Raw genomic sequence first — 17,820 nt, 5'->3', positions numbered from 1 at the left:
ATAATCGGAAACTCAAAATTCATATTGGAGGCGAAGTTCATGGCGGCTGCCGGAATAGAAGCGATAAATGTGTTTGGCGGGACAGCATACCTTGATGTCATGCAGCTGGCGGAGTACAGAAACTTAGACCCTGCCAGATTTGAGAATTTACTGATGAAAGAAAAAGCGGTGGCGCTTCCGTACGAAGACCCCGTCACATTCGGCGTTAACGCGGCAAAGCCGATTATCGACCGATTGACAGAGGCTGAAAAAGACAGAATCGAGCTGCTGATTACCTGCTCGGAGTCCGGCATCGACTTCGGAAAATCACTCAGTACATATATTCATGATTACTTAGGCCTCAACCGGAACTGCCGTTTATTTGAACTGAAGCAAGCCTGTTATTCAGGAACGGCGGGTTTGCAGATGGCGCTTAACTTTATTTTGTCGCAGACATCTCCCGGAGCGAAGGCGCTTGTCGTCGCGACGGATATTTCCCGGTTTTTAATTGCCGAAGGCGGCGATGCGTTAAGCGAGGATTGGTCTTACGCAGAACCGAGCGCCGGAGCGGGTGCCGTCGCCTTATTGATCGGTGAAAATCCAATCGTATTTCAGGCGGATGCGGGCGCCAACGGCTATTACGGCTATGAGGTGATGGATACATGCCGTCCGATCCCGGACAGTGAAGCCGGTGACGCCGACTTGTCATTGATGTCTTATCTCGATTGCTGTGAACAGACTTTTCGCGAGTACAAAAACCGTGTGCCGGGCGCTGACTACAAAGAGACGTTTCACTATCTTGCCTTCCATACACCGTTTGGCGGCATGGTCAAAGGGGCCCACCGGACGATGATGCGCAAGCTTGCAAAAGCGAAAAACGCTGAAATTGAACAGGATTTTCAAACCAGAGTAGAGCCGGGGCTCCGCTACTGCCAAAGAGTCGGAAACATTATGGGAGCAGCCTCTTTACTGGCTCTTGCAAGCACGATTGACCAAGGGGCATTCGACACTTCTAAGCGGATCGGCTGTTTTTCGTACGGCTCCGGGTGCTGTTCAGAATTTTACAGCGGCGTTGTGACGCCTGAAGGACAAACGCGGCAGCATTCTTTCAAAATAGAAGAGCACCTGAACAACAGGTACAGGCTGTCCATGGAGGAGTATGAAGAATTGTTTAAAGGCAGCGGTCTGGTGAAGTTCGGAACCCGGAATGTCAAATTGGATATGAATATGATTCCGAACATTTTAGACCATCATGCCGGAAGCCCTCGTTTGTATTTGGAAGAAATCACGGAATTTCATCGGAAATACAGGTGGATATCGTGACCTATGAAACGATAAACGTCCGTTTTCAGCAAAATGTCTGCTTCATCACCTTTGATCGGCCTGAAGCCAACAATACGATTAATGAGCGTTTAGTGGAGGAATGCCTGCACGTTCTTTCTGAATGTGAAGACTCCGTGACCTCCGTAGTGCTTGAAGGGCAGCCGGAGGTATTTTGTTTCGGGGCGGATTTTGATGAGATGTACCGGAAAATGAGGCAGGGAATGCAGCATGCTGAATCGCAGGAGCCGCTTTACCGTTTGTGGCTGGCATTAAAATCCGGGCCGTACATCACAATCGCCCGCGTCCGCGGAAAAGTAAATGCGGGAGGTGTCGGTTTTGCCGCCGCGTGCGATATCGTCATTGCAGAGGAGAGTGCTTCGTTCAGTTTATCTGAACTGTTATTCGGACTTTATCCGGCCTGCGTTCTGCCGTTTTTAATTCAAAGAATCGGATTTCAAAAGGCGCATTATATGACGATTATGACAAAGCCCGTGCCGGCACGCCAGGCGCTTGAATGGGGACTTTGTGACGTATGCGTCCCGGACTCAGCAACAGAGCTGAGAAAGCATTTGCTGCGCCTTCGTCCGCTGTCGAAAAAAGCAGTCATCCGCTATAAAAAATACATAGATTCCTTAAACGACCTTGTTCATCGTTCGAAATCCATTGCTCTAGCCGAAAATCAAGCGATGTTTTCAGATCCGGATAACCAATCAGCCATCTTCCGTTATGCAGAAACGGGGCGGCTTCCTTGGGAAACGGAGAACAGTTAGGAGGATATCATGCCGAACGCCGCAGTTGAACTGCTCGAAATTGAACCGGATATTATCCAAGTGACAATGCAGGATAAAGCCCATAAAAACGCCTTCTCCAAAGAACTGACGGATGGATTGATGGAAGCATTCACCCGTATAAAAAAATCGTCAGTCTATAAAGCTGTGATTTTAACAGGATACGGCCATTACTTTGCTTCCGGAGGCACACAGGAAGGCCTGCTCAGGATTCAGCAGGGTATCACGAAGTTTACGGAAGACCGCATGTACTCTTTGGCGCTGGAATGTGATATCCCCGTCATTTCCGCCATGCAGGGCCACGGAATCGGAGGCGGGTTTGTCATGGGGCTTTTCAGTGATTTTGTCATTTTAAGCAAAGAAAGCGTGTATACCGCAAACTTTATGAAATACGGTTTCACCCCCGGAATGGGCGCTACCTTTATCGTTCCGGAGAAGCTTGGGGCAAGCCTCGGCCATGAAATGCTGTTAAACGGCGGCCACTACCGCGGCGGTGACTTGGAGAAAAGAGGGGTGCCTTTTCCGGTGCTTCCGCGGCAGGAAGTACTAGACTATGCGCAGGAATTGGCCCGTGAGCTTGCGGAAAAACCGAGAAACTCTTTAATTACATTGAAAAGGCACTTGGTGACGCCGTTTCGCGAGCAGCTTCCGGCCGTCATTGAGAAGGAGTTAATCATGCACGATGAGACGTTTCATGATGATGAAGTGAAAAAACGAATCACGACGATGTACGGAGTATAAGACATACATCTTACATACAGATGAAATGGAGGCAGCTCTATGAAAAGTGATATGAAGGCAAGCGGGTTACTCAAGCCATCTGTCAGCTATGGAAAATCATTGCGGCTTTCAGCGGATCAGCCGATGACGATTCCTGAAGTCCTGCACAAAACCGCCGCGGCAGCGGGAGATCAAAAGGGCATCACATATATACAGCCTGACGGCACCAAAGTGTACCAGACTTACAGCGGCCTGAAAAAGATCGCTCTTTCGATTGTGAAAGGGCTCCGCCAATCAGGAGTGAAGGCTCAGGATGAAGTCATATTACAGCTCAGTGACAATTCCCAGCTGATTCCTGCTTTTTGGGGCTGTGTTTTTTTAGGAGCGATCCCGGTTCCGCTTGCGGCCGCTCCGGCTTATACAGAAATGAACAGCGGGACGCAAAAACTGAAAGACGCCTGGATGCTGTTGAATCAGCCGTATGTCATCACAAGCCGTGACGTGCTGCCGGAGATGACTGAATGGGCGAAGGAGCAGGAGCTTTCCGGGTTTTGCGCTTTGGCGGCAGAAGATCTCAGTGCGCATGAAATGGACACGGACTGTCATCATCCCCGTCCGGAAGATTTAGCGATGCTGCTTTTGACCTCGGGAAGCACGGGCACGCCGAAAGCCGTGATGCTCAGCCATGAAAACATCGTCTGCATGGTCAAAGGAAATATTCAGATGCAGGGCTATACAAGTGAGGATGTCACGTTTAACTGGATGCCTTTTGACCACGTCGGCGGCATCGGAATGCTTCATCTGCGTGATGTTTATCTCGGATGTGAGGAAATCAACATACCGAGCGAATCCATTTTGATGGACCCTTTAAAATGGCTCGACCTGATTGATCATTACCGCGCTTCGGTCACGTGGGCCCCCAATTTTGCCTTCGGACTGCTTGCCGATTTTGCAGAAGAGATTCAAACGCGGAAATGGGACTTATCTTCCATGCGTTACATGCTGAACGGCGGGGAGGCCGCGGTTGCGAAAGTCGGACGCAGAATTATGGAGCTTTTAGAGCCGCACGGTCTGCCGGCTAATGCCATCCGTCCCGCATGGGGAATGTCCGAAACGTCTTCGGGCGTTATTTTCTCAGATGAGTTTACATTGGAAAACACGAGTGACGACGATCGTTTCGTCGAGATCGGTCTGCCGATCCCGGGATTTAATATGAGAATTACGGATGACCGCAATCAAGTGGTGGAGGAAGGAGAAATCGGCCGCTTCCAAGTGTCCGGTCTGACTGTAACGAGCGGATATTATGAGCGCCCGGACTTAAATGACAGTGTCTTTACAGAAGACGGCTGGTTTGAAACGGGAGATCTCGGATTTCTGCGTGAAGGCCGCCTGACGATAACGGGGCGCACGAAAGATGCCATCATTATCAACGGTGTTAATTATTACAGCCACGCCATTGAATCAGCCGTTGAGGAATTGCCGGAAATTGAAACATCTTATACAGCGGCATGCGCCGTCCGGCCGAATCAAAGCACGACAGATGAGCTGGCGATTTTCTTTGTGACATCTGTTCCGTTGGATGAGAACCGCATGACGAAGCTTCTTCATCACATTCACCAGCACGTGACACAGAGAATCGGCGTTACCCCTGATTATCTGCTTCCGGTCGCAAAAGAAGACATTCCTAAGACGGCGATCGGGAAAATCCAGCGCACTCAGCTGAAACATTCATTCGAACAAGGGCAATTTGATTCATTACATAATAGCAGGCAAGAAGGCGGCAATTCAGACACGGCTTCTGCAGAGAAAGATATTGAACGGGATTTTATCCGTTTTCTGAAAGAGGAACTTTCCATCGCAGATGAGCTCGTTGATCCAAATACGCCGTTTCAAAGTCTTGGCGTCAATTCCATCAAGATGATGAAACTCGCCAGATCAATTGAAAAAACGTATCACATCCGGCTGACGGCAAGAGAGCTGCACAAAAACCCGACGATTGGCGCTTTAGCGGCTTATACTGCAGAAAAAGCGGCAAACATGTCAGCGGAGCATCATCCCCAAAAAGCCGAACCGCCGGCAGAACGGGAGAGACGGCAAATGGCGCCAGCGCTTTCAGAAGTCCAAAAAGGGCTGTGGACATTGCAGAAAATGTCGCCTGAAACGACTGCATACCATGTCCCGCTCTGTTTCCGATTCACATCCGGAATCGACAAAGAGAAACTGAAACAGGCGTTTCAGTTCGTATTAAAGCAGCATCCGATGCTCAAAAGCGCGGTGAATGAAACAGACGGCGGGTTTTATTTCATAGAAGCGGCAAATCCTTTTGTATTCTCGGAAGAAGATATTTCTGACGTCAATGAATCACAAATATCCGCTCTGATACGGAAAAAAGTGAAAGAGCCGTTTGTCAAAGAAGGCGGGCCTTTGCTGCGCGTGCAGCTGCTTTCAAAATCCGCCGCGGAACATTATCTTTTGACGGTCATTCACCACATCGTGTTTGACGGCATTTCATCCATTACATTTATTCACAGTCTGCTGGATCATTATCAGGCGCTGCTGGAGGGAAAAGAAGAGTTTACGGCCGCCGTTCCCGGCATTCATCCCGATTTCGCGGCTTGGGAAAAGCGGTATTTAGCGGGGGAAGAAAGCAAAGCTGCCCGCGCTTACTGGATGAAACAGCTCGGGGGCGATCTGCCTGACCTTCAGCTTCCGCCGATGCGCACGGACAGCAGTGTTCCGGAGTTTACAGAAGATACGCTGACACGCCGTCTTCCCGAACGGCTGCTGAATAATATAACGGCGTTTGCCGCATCCCGTTCGATTCATTTGTCTACCGTCATGCTGAGCTGTTACATGGTGCTTTTAAGCAAATATACGGATAAGGAAGATATTGTGACAGGCATGCCTGCAATGGTCAGACCCGAAGAACGCTTTGACGGAGTGGTCGGCCATTTCCTCAACATGCTTCCCATACGGAACAGAGCCGGACGAAAAGAAACATTTGCTGACTTTGTTCAAAAGGTGCAGGATGCCGTTCTGGACGGACTGGATCACTCATTTTATCCGTTTCCGAAAATGGTGCGTGATGTGCATGCGAAACCCCGGCAGAACGGTTCGCCTGTTTTCAGCAATACCTTTTTCTATCAGAACTTTCTGCAGCATTCGAGCTATCAATCGATGCTTGATGAATACAAGGAATTCTCCTGTGAGTTTGTAAAAGACATTCATCAGGAGGGGGAATATGATCTTGTTTTTGAAATGTGGGAAGCAGCATCAGGCATGGATCTTACGATTAAATACAGCACCGAATTATTCGACGAAGCAGGGGCGGCCAGGCTTTTTAGCCAATTTGTACAGGCTGCTGAAGCTTTGACGGCGAATCCGGATATGCCGCTTGAGAACGTTTCTCTCATGACAAAAAGAGAGGAGCACATGATTCTTAAGACTTGGAATGAGACAAGCCGTGAATATCCGGATGCCTGCTTCCATGAATTATTCGAACGTCAGGCGGCAGAAACACCGGACGCTTGTGCGGTCGTGTATGAACAGCAAAGGCTGACGTACCGTGAGCTTGATGAAAAAAGCACGAAGCTGGCGCTCTATTTGCAGGCGCACGGTGCAGGCCCTGATGATCTCATCGGCATTTATACAGACCGTTCATTGCATATGGCTGTCGGCCTTCTCGGCATTTTAAAAGCCGGGGGAGCGTATGTGCCGCTTGATCCTTCTTATCCCGCTGACAGATTGGAATATATGATCACCGACAGCAGGATTTCAATGTGCCTGACGACAGCTGATTTAGAGCACTCTTTGAACTGGGGAGGCGTGCAGACAACTGCCATTGACCGCGATTGGTCTCATATTGAAAGTACAGCCGCGGAAAGAACGTCGCTGAAGCGGTTAGTGACACCTGACGATCTGGCGTATGTCATTTACACGTCGGGCAGCACGGGCAAACCAAAAGGTGTCATGATTCCGCACCGGGCGCTGACCAACTTCTTAATCTCGATGGCGCATGAACCGGGGCTTTCGTCCGAAGACAAACTGCTTGCCGTCACGACATATTGCTTTGACATCGCGGCACTGGAGCTGTACCTTCCTTTAATCAAAGGAGCGGAGTGCAACATCTGTAAGACAGAAGTCACAAAAGACGCACGGAAGCTGAAAGAGCTGATTCAAGAGTACAAACCGACGATCATGCAGGCGACGCCGTTTACATGGAAAATGCTTTTTCATTCCGGATGGTCAAATGAAGAAAAAGTGAAAATCCTTTGCGGCGGAGAGGCGCTCAGCGAACAATTGAAGCAGCAGTTTCTCGATACGAAAAGTGAGGCTTGGAATATGTTCGGGCCGACAGAGACGACAATCTGGTCCGCGGTGCAGCGTATCACGGAAAATGAGAGCGCGCTTACGATCGGGCGCCCGATCGCCAATACCCGTGTGTATATTATGGATTCCGGTCTCAACCCTGTTTTAGAAGGGGTGCCGGGAGAACTTTGTATTGCGGGAGACGGATTGGCAAGAGGGTATTTCAACAAGCCTGAGCTGACAGATAAAGTTTTCGTCAGCCACCGGCTCGAACTGGGATCAAAGCTTTATAAAACAGGCGATATGGCGCGTTTTCTCCCCGGCGGCCGCATTGAATACATGGGACGGATGGACACCCAAGTCAAAATCCGCGGCTACCGGATTGAACCCGGAGATATTGAGAGCCGGCTGAATGCCCATCCGGCCGTACAGGAAAGCGTAGTGGTTGTGAACAATCACTCCGGAAATGAAAAGCTTTGCGCGTTTTATATTCTGAAAAACGGAGAGCCGCTTCCGTCTGCAAAGGAATTGCGCAATCATTTGAAACAAGCGCTGCCGGCCTATATGACGCCAGCTTCTTTTATCCGTCTTGAAGAGCTTCCGCTCACACCGAACGGAAAAGTGGACCGCAAGCTTCTTGCTGCGCGCGATCTGACGGAAAAGCAGCCGGACACACAAACATTTTCATCATCTCATATCCAGCAGGCGGTACTGGCGATTTGGCAGGATGTATTGAAAAGCAAAGATATAGAGCTTGATGACCGCTTTTTTGATGCGGGGGGAGATTCGCTTCTTGCCGTGACTGTCACTGACCGGATGACGCAGGAACTGGATTGTGAATTCAGCGTAACGGAGCTGTTTGAATACGCGACGGTAAAAGACATCAGCCGGTACATCATAGAACAAAAACCGAAAGAAGCCGTTTTGGCTCCTGTGCCGCAAAAGAAAGTGAATACAGAAGACCGGGAACACCCAGCGGGAGAATTTCCCGATTATTACGAGGACAGCCTTGCGGTTATCGGTATATCCTGTGAGTTTCCGGGAGCGAAAGATCATTATGAATTTTGGAATAACATCAAAGAAGGCAAAGAAAGCATCACCTTCTTTTCAAAAGAAGAGCTCCGCCGATTCGGTATTTCTGAAGAACTGGCTGATCATCCCGGCTTCGTTCCGGCTAAATCAGTTTTAGAGGGGAAAGAAATGTTTGATCCCGGTTTCTTCGGCTTTTCACCGAAAGATGCGGAATATATGGACCCTCAGCTGAGAATGCTTTTGCTCCATTCATGGAAGGCAATCGAGGATGCGGGATATATCTCCAAAGAAATTCCGGAAACAAGCGTGTATATGTCTGCCAGCACTAACTCTTACCGCAGCCTGCTGCCGGAGGAGACGACAGCACAGCTGGAAACGCCGGATGGCTACGTGTCATGGGTGCTTGCCCAAAGCGGTACGATTCCGACGATGATTTCTCATAAACTCGGGTTGAAAGGGCCGAGCTATTTTGTCCATGCCAACTGCTCATCTTCGTTAATCGGCCTGCATTCGGCTTTTCAAAGCCTGCAGTCCGGCGAAGCCAAGTACGCCCTTGTCGGCGGTGCGACCCTTCATACGGAATCAAGCGCCGGGTATGTTCATCAGCCGGGGCTGAATTTTTCGAGCGACGGGCATATTAAAGCGTTTGACACGGATGCTGACGGAATGATCGGCGGTGAGGGAGCCGGCGCCGTGCTCTTGAAAAAAGCGTCTGATGCCGTTAAGGACGGCGACCATATTTATGCGCTGCTGCGCGGAATCGGCGTCAATAACGACGGAGCGGATAAGGTCGGATTTTATGCGCCGAGCGTCAAAGGACAAGCTGAGGTCATTCAGAAGGTCATTGATCAGACGGGCATCCATCCCGAAACGATCGCGTACGTCGAAGCTCACGGCACAGGAACAAAACTCGGCGATCCGATTGAACTGTCCGCACTTCAATCGGTGTACGGCCGATATACAGATAAAAAACAATACTGCGGCATCGGTTCAGTCAAAACAAATCTCGGGCATTTGGATACAGCGGCCGGAATGGCGGGCTGCATCAAGGTTGTCATGAGCTTATATCATCAGGAAATCGCGCCGAGCATCAATTACAAAGAGCCGAACCCGAATCTTCATTTAGAAGACTCTCCGTTTTACGTAGCGGAAGAAAAGAAAGAGTTAACCCGTGAGAACACAGCGCACCGCATGGCTTTAAGCTCTTTCGGTCTTGGCGGAACAAACACACACGCGATTTTTGAACAATATCCGGATGCATCTGAGGCAGCAGACGCTGCCGGTCCGTTCATCATTCCGTTGTCTGCCAGAAAAAAAGATCGTCTGAAGAAGTACGCAAAACAGCTGCTGGCTTTTCTGGAAAGAAAAACGGACGCCGACCTCGCTGATCTTGCCTACACGTTCCAAGTCGGAAGGGAAGCGATGGAAGAGCGCGCGGCCTTTATCACAAGCGGCACTGCGGAGCTGAAACGCCAGCTTGCCGATTTTATCAATGATAAGCCGGCTGTAACAGGCTGCTTCAGGGGAGAAAAACAGCAGGCGAAAGATATTGCCTGGCTTTCTGATGATGATGACAGCGCTGAACTCATTGAGAAATGGCTTGCGAAAGGAAAAGGATCGAAGCTCTGTGAAATGTGGAGTAAAGGTGTCGCCATTAATTGGCACAAGCTTTACAAAGACAAGCATCCGAAACGAATCAGCGTGCCGGTCTACCCGTTTGCAAAGGAGCCGTACTGGCCGAAAAAAGCAGAAAAGAACACATCTGCCGCACACACCGGAGTCTCAGTTTTACACCCGCTCGTGCAGCAAAATACGTCAGATTTGGCCGTTCAGCGGTTCAGCTCACGGTTTACAGGCTCAGAATTTTTCCTGAAGGATCATGTGGTCAGGGAAAAAGCTGTGCTGCCGGGAGCGGCATATTTGGAAATGTCTTATGAAGCGGTAAAACGGGCGCTTGGCGGCTTATTAAAAGACCAAGACAGAATAACGCTCCATCATACCGTCTGGATGAAGCCGATCGTCGTTCACGAACAAGAGCGCCAGGTCCATATTGCGCTGTTCCCTGAAGAGGACGGCATCATCTCATATGACATTTACAGCATAAACGCTAACGATGAAGAAGTGCTGCACAGCCAAGGACGGGCCGAAATCATAAAGGCTGAACGAGAGCCTGAGAGAGACCTTTCTGCCATACAAAACAGATGCACAGCGGACATTCTTGATCCGGCGGCCTTTTATCGGGAAGGCCGGAGCAGGGGGATGTTCCACGGAAAAGCCTTCCAAGGCATTAAGTCCGCCTTTATCGGCGAGAAAGAAGTGCTTTCGGACATACAGCTTCCGGATTCTGTTTCTCATACGAACGGACAATTTACGCTTCATCCGAGCATCATTGATTCGGCTATTCAGACGGCGACGATCTGCATTATGCAGGAGTTTTCCGGACAAAAACTGATTCTGCCGTTTGCGCTGGAATATCTTGAAGTCGTCAAAGCATGCACGCCGACTATGCGGGCGCATGCACGCTTCAGCGAAGGATATCAAACCGGTGATTCCGTGCAGAAAGCCGACATTGACCTGTTCGACGAAACAGGAGCGCTTTGCGTGAAGGTGAGAGGATTTTCTACGAGAGTGCTAGAAGGCGATGCAGAATCGGCTCGGCGGCTATCAGGCTCGGAAAAGGTCTTGTTTGCACCGGTCTGGAAAGAAGCCGCCGCATCCGAGAAAGCCTCTGTCCATGCTGATGAGCATTTGATCATACTTTGTGAAGATGCCTGCCGTATAAAAGATGAAGCGGCATCCGGCCTGAAAGACGCCGAACTGCTGATTGCAGAAGGTGAGGGTGAAACAGCCGCTGAACGCTTCCAAAGCTACGCGCAGACAATCGCCGAACACATCCGGCGGATCATCAGCGAAAAAAGGCAGGGCCGCATTCTGATTCAGACCGTTATTTCAGCAGACGGCAGCCAGCAATTGTTTGCGGGGTTAACAGGTTTGTTAAAAACAGCCGAGCTGGAATACGGAAAACTTGACTGTCAGCTCATCGAAATGGAATCAATCGGTGAAATGCCGGCTGTCGCTCAAAAACTGAAAAACGACAGTCATCGGCCGCATGATAAACATATCCGTTATAAAGGAGACAAACGGTATGTGAAGGCTTGGGAAGAAGTGCATCCCGCAGGGGGCGGCACCGTCTGGAAGGACGAAGGCGTATATCTGATTACCGGAGGGACAGGAAGCCTGGGGTTGATGTTCGCAAAAGAAATCGCAGGTCGCGTTAAACACCCGAAAATCATTCTGACCGGCCGCTCAAATCTGACAGAAGCCAAACAGCGTGAGCTTGCTATGCTTCAGCACTCGGGCGCAAATGTCGTCTACAAAAAGCTGAATGCGGCAGACCGGCGGGAAAATGAAGCGCTGATAAAAGAGATTACGGCGGATTTCGGAAAGCTTAACGGAATTATTCACGCTGCGGGAGTGATACAAGACCGCTTCCTGCTGCAAAAAACGAAGGAAGAGTTCAGGGAAGTGCTTGATCCGAAAGTGATCGGAACCGCTTATTTAGATGAAGCCAGCAAAGACTGCAATCTTGACTTTTTCGTATTGTTCTCCAGTGTTTCCGGCGTTCTCGGCAATGTCGGGCAGGCTGATTATGCCGCCGGCAACGCGTTTATGGATGCATACGCCGCTTACAGGCAATCCCTTACGGAGAATGGCCTTCGGCACGGAAAAACGGTCGCCTTTAACTGGACGCTGTGGAAAGATGGCGGTATGCAGGCGGGAGACGAGACGGAGAGAATGATGAAAAAAGCTTTCGGCATGGTTCCGCTTCAAAAGGCGTCAGGCCTGGCTGCATTTTATGAAGGAATGGCTCAGGAAAAGCCGCAGCTTTTAGCAGCCGAAGGACACGCAGCAAAATTAAAACAGTCGTTCCTATATGTTTCTGAAACTGAAAAGCCGCAGGTGGAAAAAATAGAGCCTGTATCCGCCGTTTCGGGAGACAAATGGCACGGTGCGCTTATCCGATTGGCCAGTTCAATTTTAAAAGTCGGCCAAGACGAGATTGATATTGATACGGAACTGAGTGAATACGGTTTTGATTCGGTATCCTTTACCGTCTTTACGAATCAATTAAATGAAGCGTATCAGCTGGAACTGGCGCCGACGATCTTCTTCGAACACGGGACGATCCGCAGTTTAGCAGAGTATTTGACGGATGAGGCAGAAGCCGGCCTTCCTTCTCAGCCGGAAGAAAAACACGATGCAGAAGAATCTCTTCAAACGCTTCACACCGCTTTGACAGCCATGGTAAGCGGCATTTTAAAAGTTGACCGTGAGGACATTGAGACAGATACGGAATTGAGTGAATACGGTTTTGATTCCGTATCGTTTACCGTCTTTACGAATCAATTAAATGAAGCGTATCAGCTGGAGCTGGCACCGACGATTTTCTTTGAGTACGGAACGATCAGCGGTCTCGCCGGATATTTGGCAAAAGAGCATCCGGGCCGTTTCGGCGAAAAGAAGAAAGAGTCTCCGAAAAAAGAGCAGCCAAAAGCCCAAAAACCGAAAATGCAGCGGAAAAAGCGCTTCGCAACGGTAATGAACGCTGCGGCAGGGACACAAGAGCCGCGCCGCTTGGATACGGTTGCGATTGTCGGAATCAGCGGCCGATTCCCGGGCGCGAAGGATATAGAGGAATTTTGGCGCAATTTGAAAGAAGGAAAGGATTCGATCACAACCATTCCGAAAGAACGCTGGGATTGGCAAGCGTTTGATGGCGACCCGAATCTTGAAGGGAACAAAACGAATATCAAGTGGGGCGGCTTTATCGACGGAATAGCTGAATTTGATCCGCTGTTCTTTGGGATTTCACCGCGGGAAGCCCAATATTTAGATCCGCAGCAGCGGCTGTTATTGACTTATGCATGGCGGGCGATAGAAGATGCGGGCTGTAAGCCGGAAAGCCTTTCCGGCACAAATACGGGCGTCTTTATCGGCACCGGAAATACCGGTTATAAAGATTTGTTCACAAGGGCAGGTCTTGCGCCGGAAGGACATGCGGCGACAGGCAGCATGATTCCTTCCATAGGTCCGAACCGTTTGAGCTATTTGTTAAATCTTCACGGGCCGAGCGAGCCGATTGAAACGGCATGTTCAAGCTCGCTTGTGGCGATTCACCGGGCGGTATCCGCTATAGAAAATGGAGAATGCGACATGGCGATTGCCGGAGGAATCAACACGATTCTGACGGAAGAAGCGCATATCAGCTACAGCAAAGCAGGCATGCTCAGCAAAGACGGAAAATGCAAAACCTTCTCCAAAGATGCCAACGGGTATGTCAGAGGAGAAGGCGCGGGAATTCTGATGCTGAAGAAACTGACAGATGCAGAACGTGACGGCAATCCGATTTACGGCGTGATCCGCGGTACGGCTGAAAACCACGGCGGCCGGGCGAATACGTTAACCTCGCCGAATCCGAAACTGCAGGCTGATTTATTGGTGAAAGCATACCGGAAAGCGGGAGTGGACCCGAGCACCGTCACTTATATTGAAGCGCACGGTACAGGAACGGAATTGGGCGACCCGATTGAAATAAACGGTTTGAAAGCGGCGTTTCACGAGCTGGCGAAAACAAATCAAGAGCCTGAAGTCTTCGGTCACCGTTGCGGCATCGGTTCGGTCAAAAGCAATATCGGCCATTTAGAGCTTGCCGCGGGAGTATCAGGCGTCATGAAAGTGCTTTTGCAAATGAAGCACAAAACGCTGGTGAAAAGCCTGCATTGCGAGACGATCAATCCGTACATTCAGCTCGATGACAGTCCTTTCTACATCGTGCGGGAAAATCAGGAATGGACGGCAGCAAAAGATAGAAACGGAAATGCCATTCCGCGCCGGGCCGGGGTCAGCTCATTTGGCATCGGCGGGGTCAACGCCCATATCGTCATTGAAGAGTATGTCCCGAAAGCAGCCGCTCAGCCTGAGCACAGTCCGGAAAATCCGGCAATCATCCTTTTGTCCGCCAAATCAAAAGAAAAATTGTTTGAACAGGCGCAGCAGCTGCAAAAAGCGATCCGTCAAACGCCGTATACAGATCAAGACTTGGCGGGCGTCGCTTATACGCTGCAAACCGGAAGGGACGAAATGGAAGAGCGCTTGGCCATTCTTGCAGCGACGATGGCGGAATTGGAAACAAAGCTGGAAGCATTTACGAAAAATGAGAAAAACATCGCCGGGCTGTATACCGGCCAGTCTCACCGCAATAAAGATACGTTTGCCTTGTTCACGGCAGATGAAGATATGGACATCGTCATTGACGCCTGGATTAAAAAAGGCAAATTCGCCAAGCTGGCAGAGGTATGGGTGAAAGGCGGCGTATTGAATTGGAACCGGCTGTATGAAAAGGGTACGCCGCGTTTACTCAGTCTTCCGTCTTATCCGTTCGCAAAAGACACGTATTGGGTGCCTGAGAATCCTGACAAAAAGAAGGTCCATACAGAGGAACGGATGAAACGTATTCTGACGAAACAATGGGAACCGAGCCCGCTCGAACTGGGTGAACCGTGTGCACGTACCGTTGCGATTTTGACAGGCGGGGACACGGTCAATCTCGCAGAAGAGATCGCAGCGCATATGCCGAATCACCGTATCATCACAGGATCAGACCTTGCCGGTGAATATGACTGGCAGGCGTTTGGCGGAGTCATCGACCTCCTCGGCGCAGCGAAAGAAGATTCTCAAGACATGGCCGGTATCAAATGGCTTCAGCAATTGATTGAGCATGGGCATAAAGAAGGGATGACACTGCTTTGTGTCACGAAAGACCTTGAGTCATTAAATAAAGAAGCCAATCAAACAACAGGAGCAAAACGGGCCGGTCTGTACAGAATGCTGGCGTGCGAGTACGGTCATCTGTCTTCAAGGCATCTCGACCTTGAAGGAGGGCTTTCTGATGACAAACTGGCGAAGCAGATTGCCGATGAGTTTCATGCCCGTACTGATGACGCGGAAGTTTGCAGGAGGGACGGCTTGCGTTACCGTGCTGTATTAAGCGGCTCAGAAAACATGGATATGAAAGGTGAAAGAATTGATTTTCCGGACAACCATGTGCTTCTGATCACCGGGGGTACGAGGGGGATCGGCCTTTTATGCGCACGCCATTTTGCCGAACATTACGGAGTGAAAAAACTGGTGCTCACAGGCCGTGAGACCCTTCCGCCGCGAAGTGAGTGGACGGGCGGACTGAATGGGGTGACGGCTTCTGTAAAAGCGAAAATTGAAGCTGTTCTCGACTTGGAATCCAAAGGTGTACAAGTGAAGGTATTGTCAGTCCCGTTAGCTGATGAAGCCGGGCTGAGACAGGAACTGAGTCAGATAAAACAGACGCTCGGACCTATCGGCGGCGTGATTCACTGCGCGGGTGTGACCGATAAAGAGACGCTCGCATTCATCAGAAAAACCGATGAAGACATACAGCGCGTGCTCGAGCCGAAAGTAGACGGGCTTCAGGCGTTATACAGTGTGCTCAGCGAAGAGCCGCTGAAGTTTTTCGTCTTGTTCTCTTCCGTGTCAGCTGCGATACCGGCGCTTTCGGCAGGACAGGCCGACTATGCCATGGCCAATGCGTATATGGACTATTTTGCAAACTCATACAAAGAGCAGCTGCCGATCGTAAGCATTCAGTGGCCGAACTGGAAAGAAACCGGAATGGGCGAAGTAACAAACAAAGCTTATAAAGAGAGCGGGCTATACAGCATCACGAATGCAGAAGGATTACAGCTCCTTGATGGCATACTTCTTGAATCAGCAAGGGGCCCGGTGCTGCCGGCCGTTCTGAATCCTGAGCTGTGGAAGCCGGAGCGATTCCTGCGGCGGAGCAGGCAGGATCAGCCAATAAGTCCGGCTATGGTAAAACCGGCGGAAAAAAACGCTGACACTGCCGCAGATAACGCTCAATTAACAAGGAAAACAGAAGAATGGCTGAAAGAATTATTTTCTGAAGAGCTGCGGATTGATCAGGACCAGCTTGAGACAGACGTATTATTCCAAGATTACGGAGTGGATTCCATTATTCTTGCTCAGCTTCTGCAGCGGATCAATCGGAATCTCTCGGCATCGCTTGACCCGTCCATTCTGTATGAATATCCGACGATTCAATCTTTCGCAAATTGGCTTCTCGAAGGATATACAGAAGTTTTGTCAGAACGGTTTGATTTGGCGGCGGAGCCTGTTATGAAGAAGCCGGCTGAGCCGGTGATTGAAACACAAGCCGTTAAGGTGCAAGAAGAGCCGGCCGGAAAACAGATTCACCGGGAAGATATCGCGGTCGTCGGCATGTCCTGCCGGTTTCCGGGGGCGGCTTCTTTAGAGGCGTACTGGTCGCTTTTGGCTGAAGGCCGTTCGGCTATCGGTCCTGTTCCGGCTGAGCGATGGGGTTTGAAGACGCCTTATTACGCGGGAATGCTTGATGGAATTCATCAATTTGATCCGGACTTCTTTTTACTGGCTGAAGAAGATGTAAAGGCAATGGACCCTCAAGCTTTGGCCGCTCTGGAAGAATGCCTTAACCTGTGGTATCACGCTGGCTATACGCCGGATGAGATAAAGGGAGAAGCAATAGGTGTGTATCTCGGCGGACGCAGCCGTCACAAACCGGGTGAAGAGAAACTGCTGGATGCGAAAAACCCGATCGTCGCGCTGGGCCAGAATTATTTGGCCGCAAATCTCTCTCAATATTTTGATATGCGCGGCCCGAGTGTTGTCCTCGATACGGCTTGTTCTTCTGCTTTAGTCGGCATGAATATGGCCGTGCAGGCTCTTGTAACAGGAGAAATAAAAGCGGCCGTCGTCGGCGGCGTGAGCCTATTTGAATCAGAAGAAACCCATAAATTATTTGAACAGCGCGGCATATTAAGTAAAGCGCAGTCGTTCCATGTATTTGACGAACGCGCCGATGGAGTCGTGCTGGGCGAGGGTGTCGGAATGGTTCTTTTAAAAACCGTGTCTCAGGCGATTGAAGACGGAGATTCTATTTATGCCGTAGTGAAGGCGGCATCCGTCAATAATGACGGAAGAACGGCAGGCCCGGCTACGCCGAGTCTGGAAGCGCAAAAATCCGTCATGAAGACGGCTCTTGAAAAAAGCGGAAAACAGCCGGAAGACATTACTCATATTGAAGCGAACGGTTCAGGCACGGTCGTGACGGATCTGTTAGAACTGAAGGCCATTCAATCCGTCTACCGTTCAAAAGACGCCGGCCCGCTCGGAATCGGATCTGTGAAACCGAACATCGGGCACCCGCTTTGCGCGGAAGGAATTGCAAGTTTCATAAAAGTTGTTCTCATGCTGAAAGAAAAGAGCTTTATCCCGTTTTTATCAGGCGAGCATGAAAATACACATTTTGATAGAGAAAAGGCCAATATTCAGTTCAGCCGCACTCTGGCAGACTGGCCGTCACCAATACCGGCGGCAGGAATTAACTGCTTTGCCGACGGCGGAACAAACGCCCACGTTATTGTGGAAGGGTGGCAGGAAGACGAAGGGCGCCCAATCAAGCGCCATCCTTTAACACCGCCTGCATTAAATAAGCGGCTGATTTCGCCGGACAGCAAAGAAGAAACGAACGAAAAAGCTGCGGCAAACATCTGGGATACCTATGAAGTGGAGGTTTAAC

4 protein-coding genes are annotated in these 17,820 nt (G+C 50.2%); all 4 read left to right on the top strand.

Translation table 11 applies throughout. The features are described from left to right. The first annotated feature begins 39 nt into the window (after positions 1–39). From K3G25_RS09205 to K3G25_RS09190, 4 genes are read left to right on the top strand one after another with little or no spacing between them, the layout of a single operon-like run. Positions 40–1,302, top strand: coding sequence for a hydroxymethylglutaryl-CoA synthase family protein (locus K3G25_RS09205; protein ID WP_014417818.1), 1,263 nt, complete (start codon positions 40–42; stop codon positions 1,300–1,302). After that, positions 1,299–2,072: an enoyl-CoA hydratase/isomerase gene (locus K3G25_RS09200; protein ID WP_014417819.1), complete on the top strand. Its 774-nt coding sequence runs from the start codon at positions 1,299–1,301 to the stop codon at positions 2,070–2,072. The genes K3G25_RS09205 and K3G25_RS09200 overlap by 4 nt, the downstream gene beginning before the upstream one ends. Positions 2,073–2,081: 9 nt before the next feature. Then, on the top strand, positions 2,082–2,831 hold the full coding sequence (locus K3G25_RS09195; RefSeq protein WP_003154094.1) for a polyketide synthase: 750 nt from the start codon (positions 2,082–2,084) through the stop codon (positions 2,829–2,831). Positions 2,832–2,870: 39 nt separating this feature from the next. Beyond that, complete coding sequence (locus tag K3G25_RS09190) at positions 2,871–17,819, top strand: non-ribosomal peptide synthetase (RefSeq protein WP_232489696.1); 14,949 nt, start codon at positions 2,871–2,873, stop codon at positions 17,817–17,819. Position 17,820 lies beyond the last annotated feature (1 nt).

The sequence above is a fragment of the Bacillus sp. FCW2 genome, assembly GCF_021228595.1.
Classification (GTDB): Bacteria; Bacillota; Bacilli; order Bacillales; family Bacillaceae; genus Bacillus; species Bacillus velezensis.
Note: the sequence above shows the minus strand (reverse complement) of the source record. Positions and strands in the feature narration are given on the sequence as shown.

Excerpts from the sequence above, each read along its gene's own strand:
- K3G25_RS09205 (WP_014417818.1), top strand. The coding sequence starts at position 40 with ATGGCGGCTGCCGGAATAGAAGCGATAAATGTGTTTGGCGGGACAGCA.
- K3G25_RS09195 (WP_003154094.1), top strand. The coding sequence starts at position 2,082 with ATGCCGAACGCCGCAGTTGAACTGCTCGAAATTGAACCGGATATTATC.
- K3G25_RS09190 (WP_232489696.1), top strand. The coding sequence starts at position 2,871 with ATGAAAAGTGATATGAAGGCAAGCGGGTTACTCAAGCCATCTGTCAGC.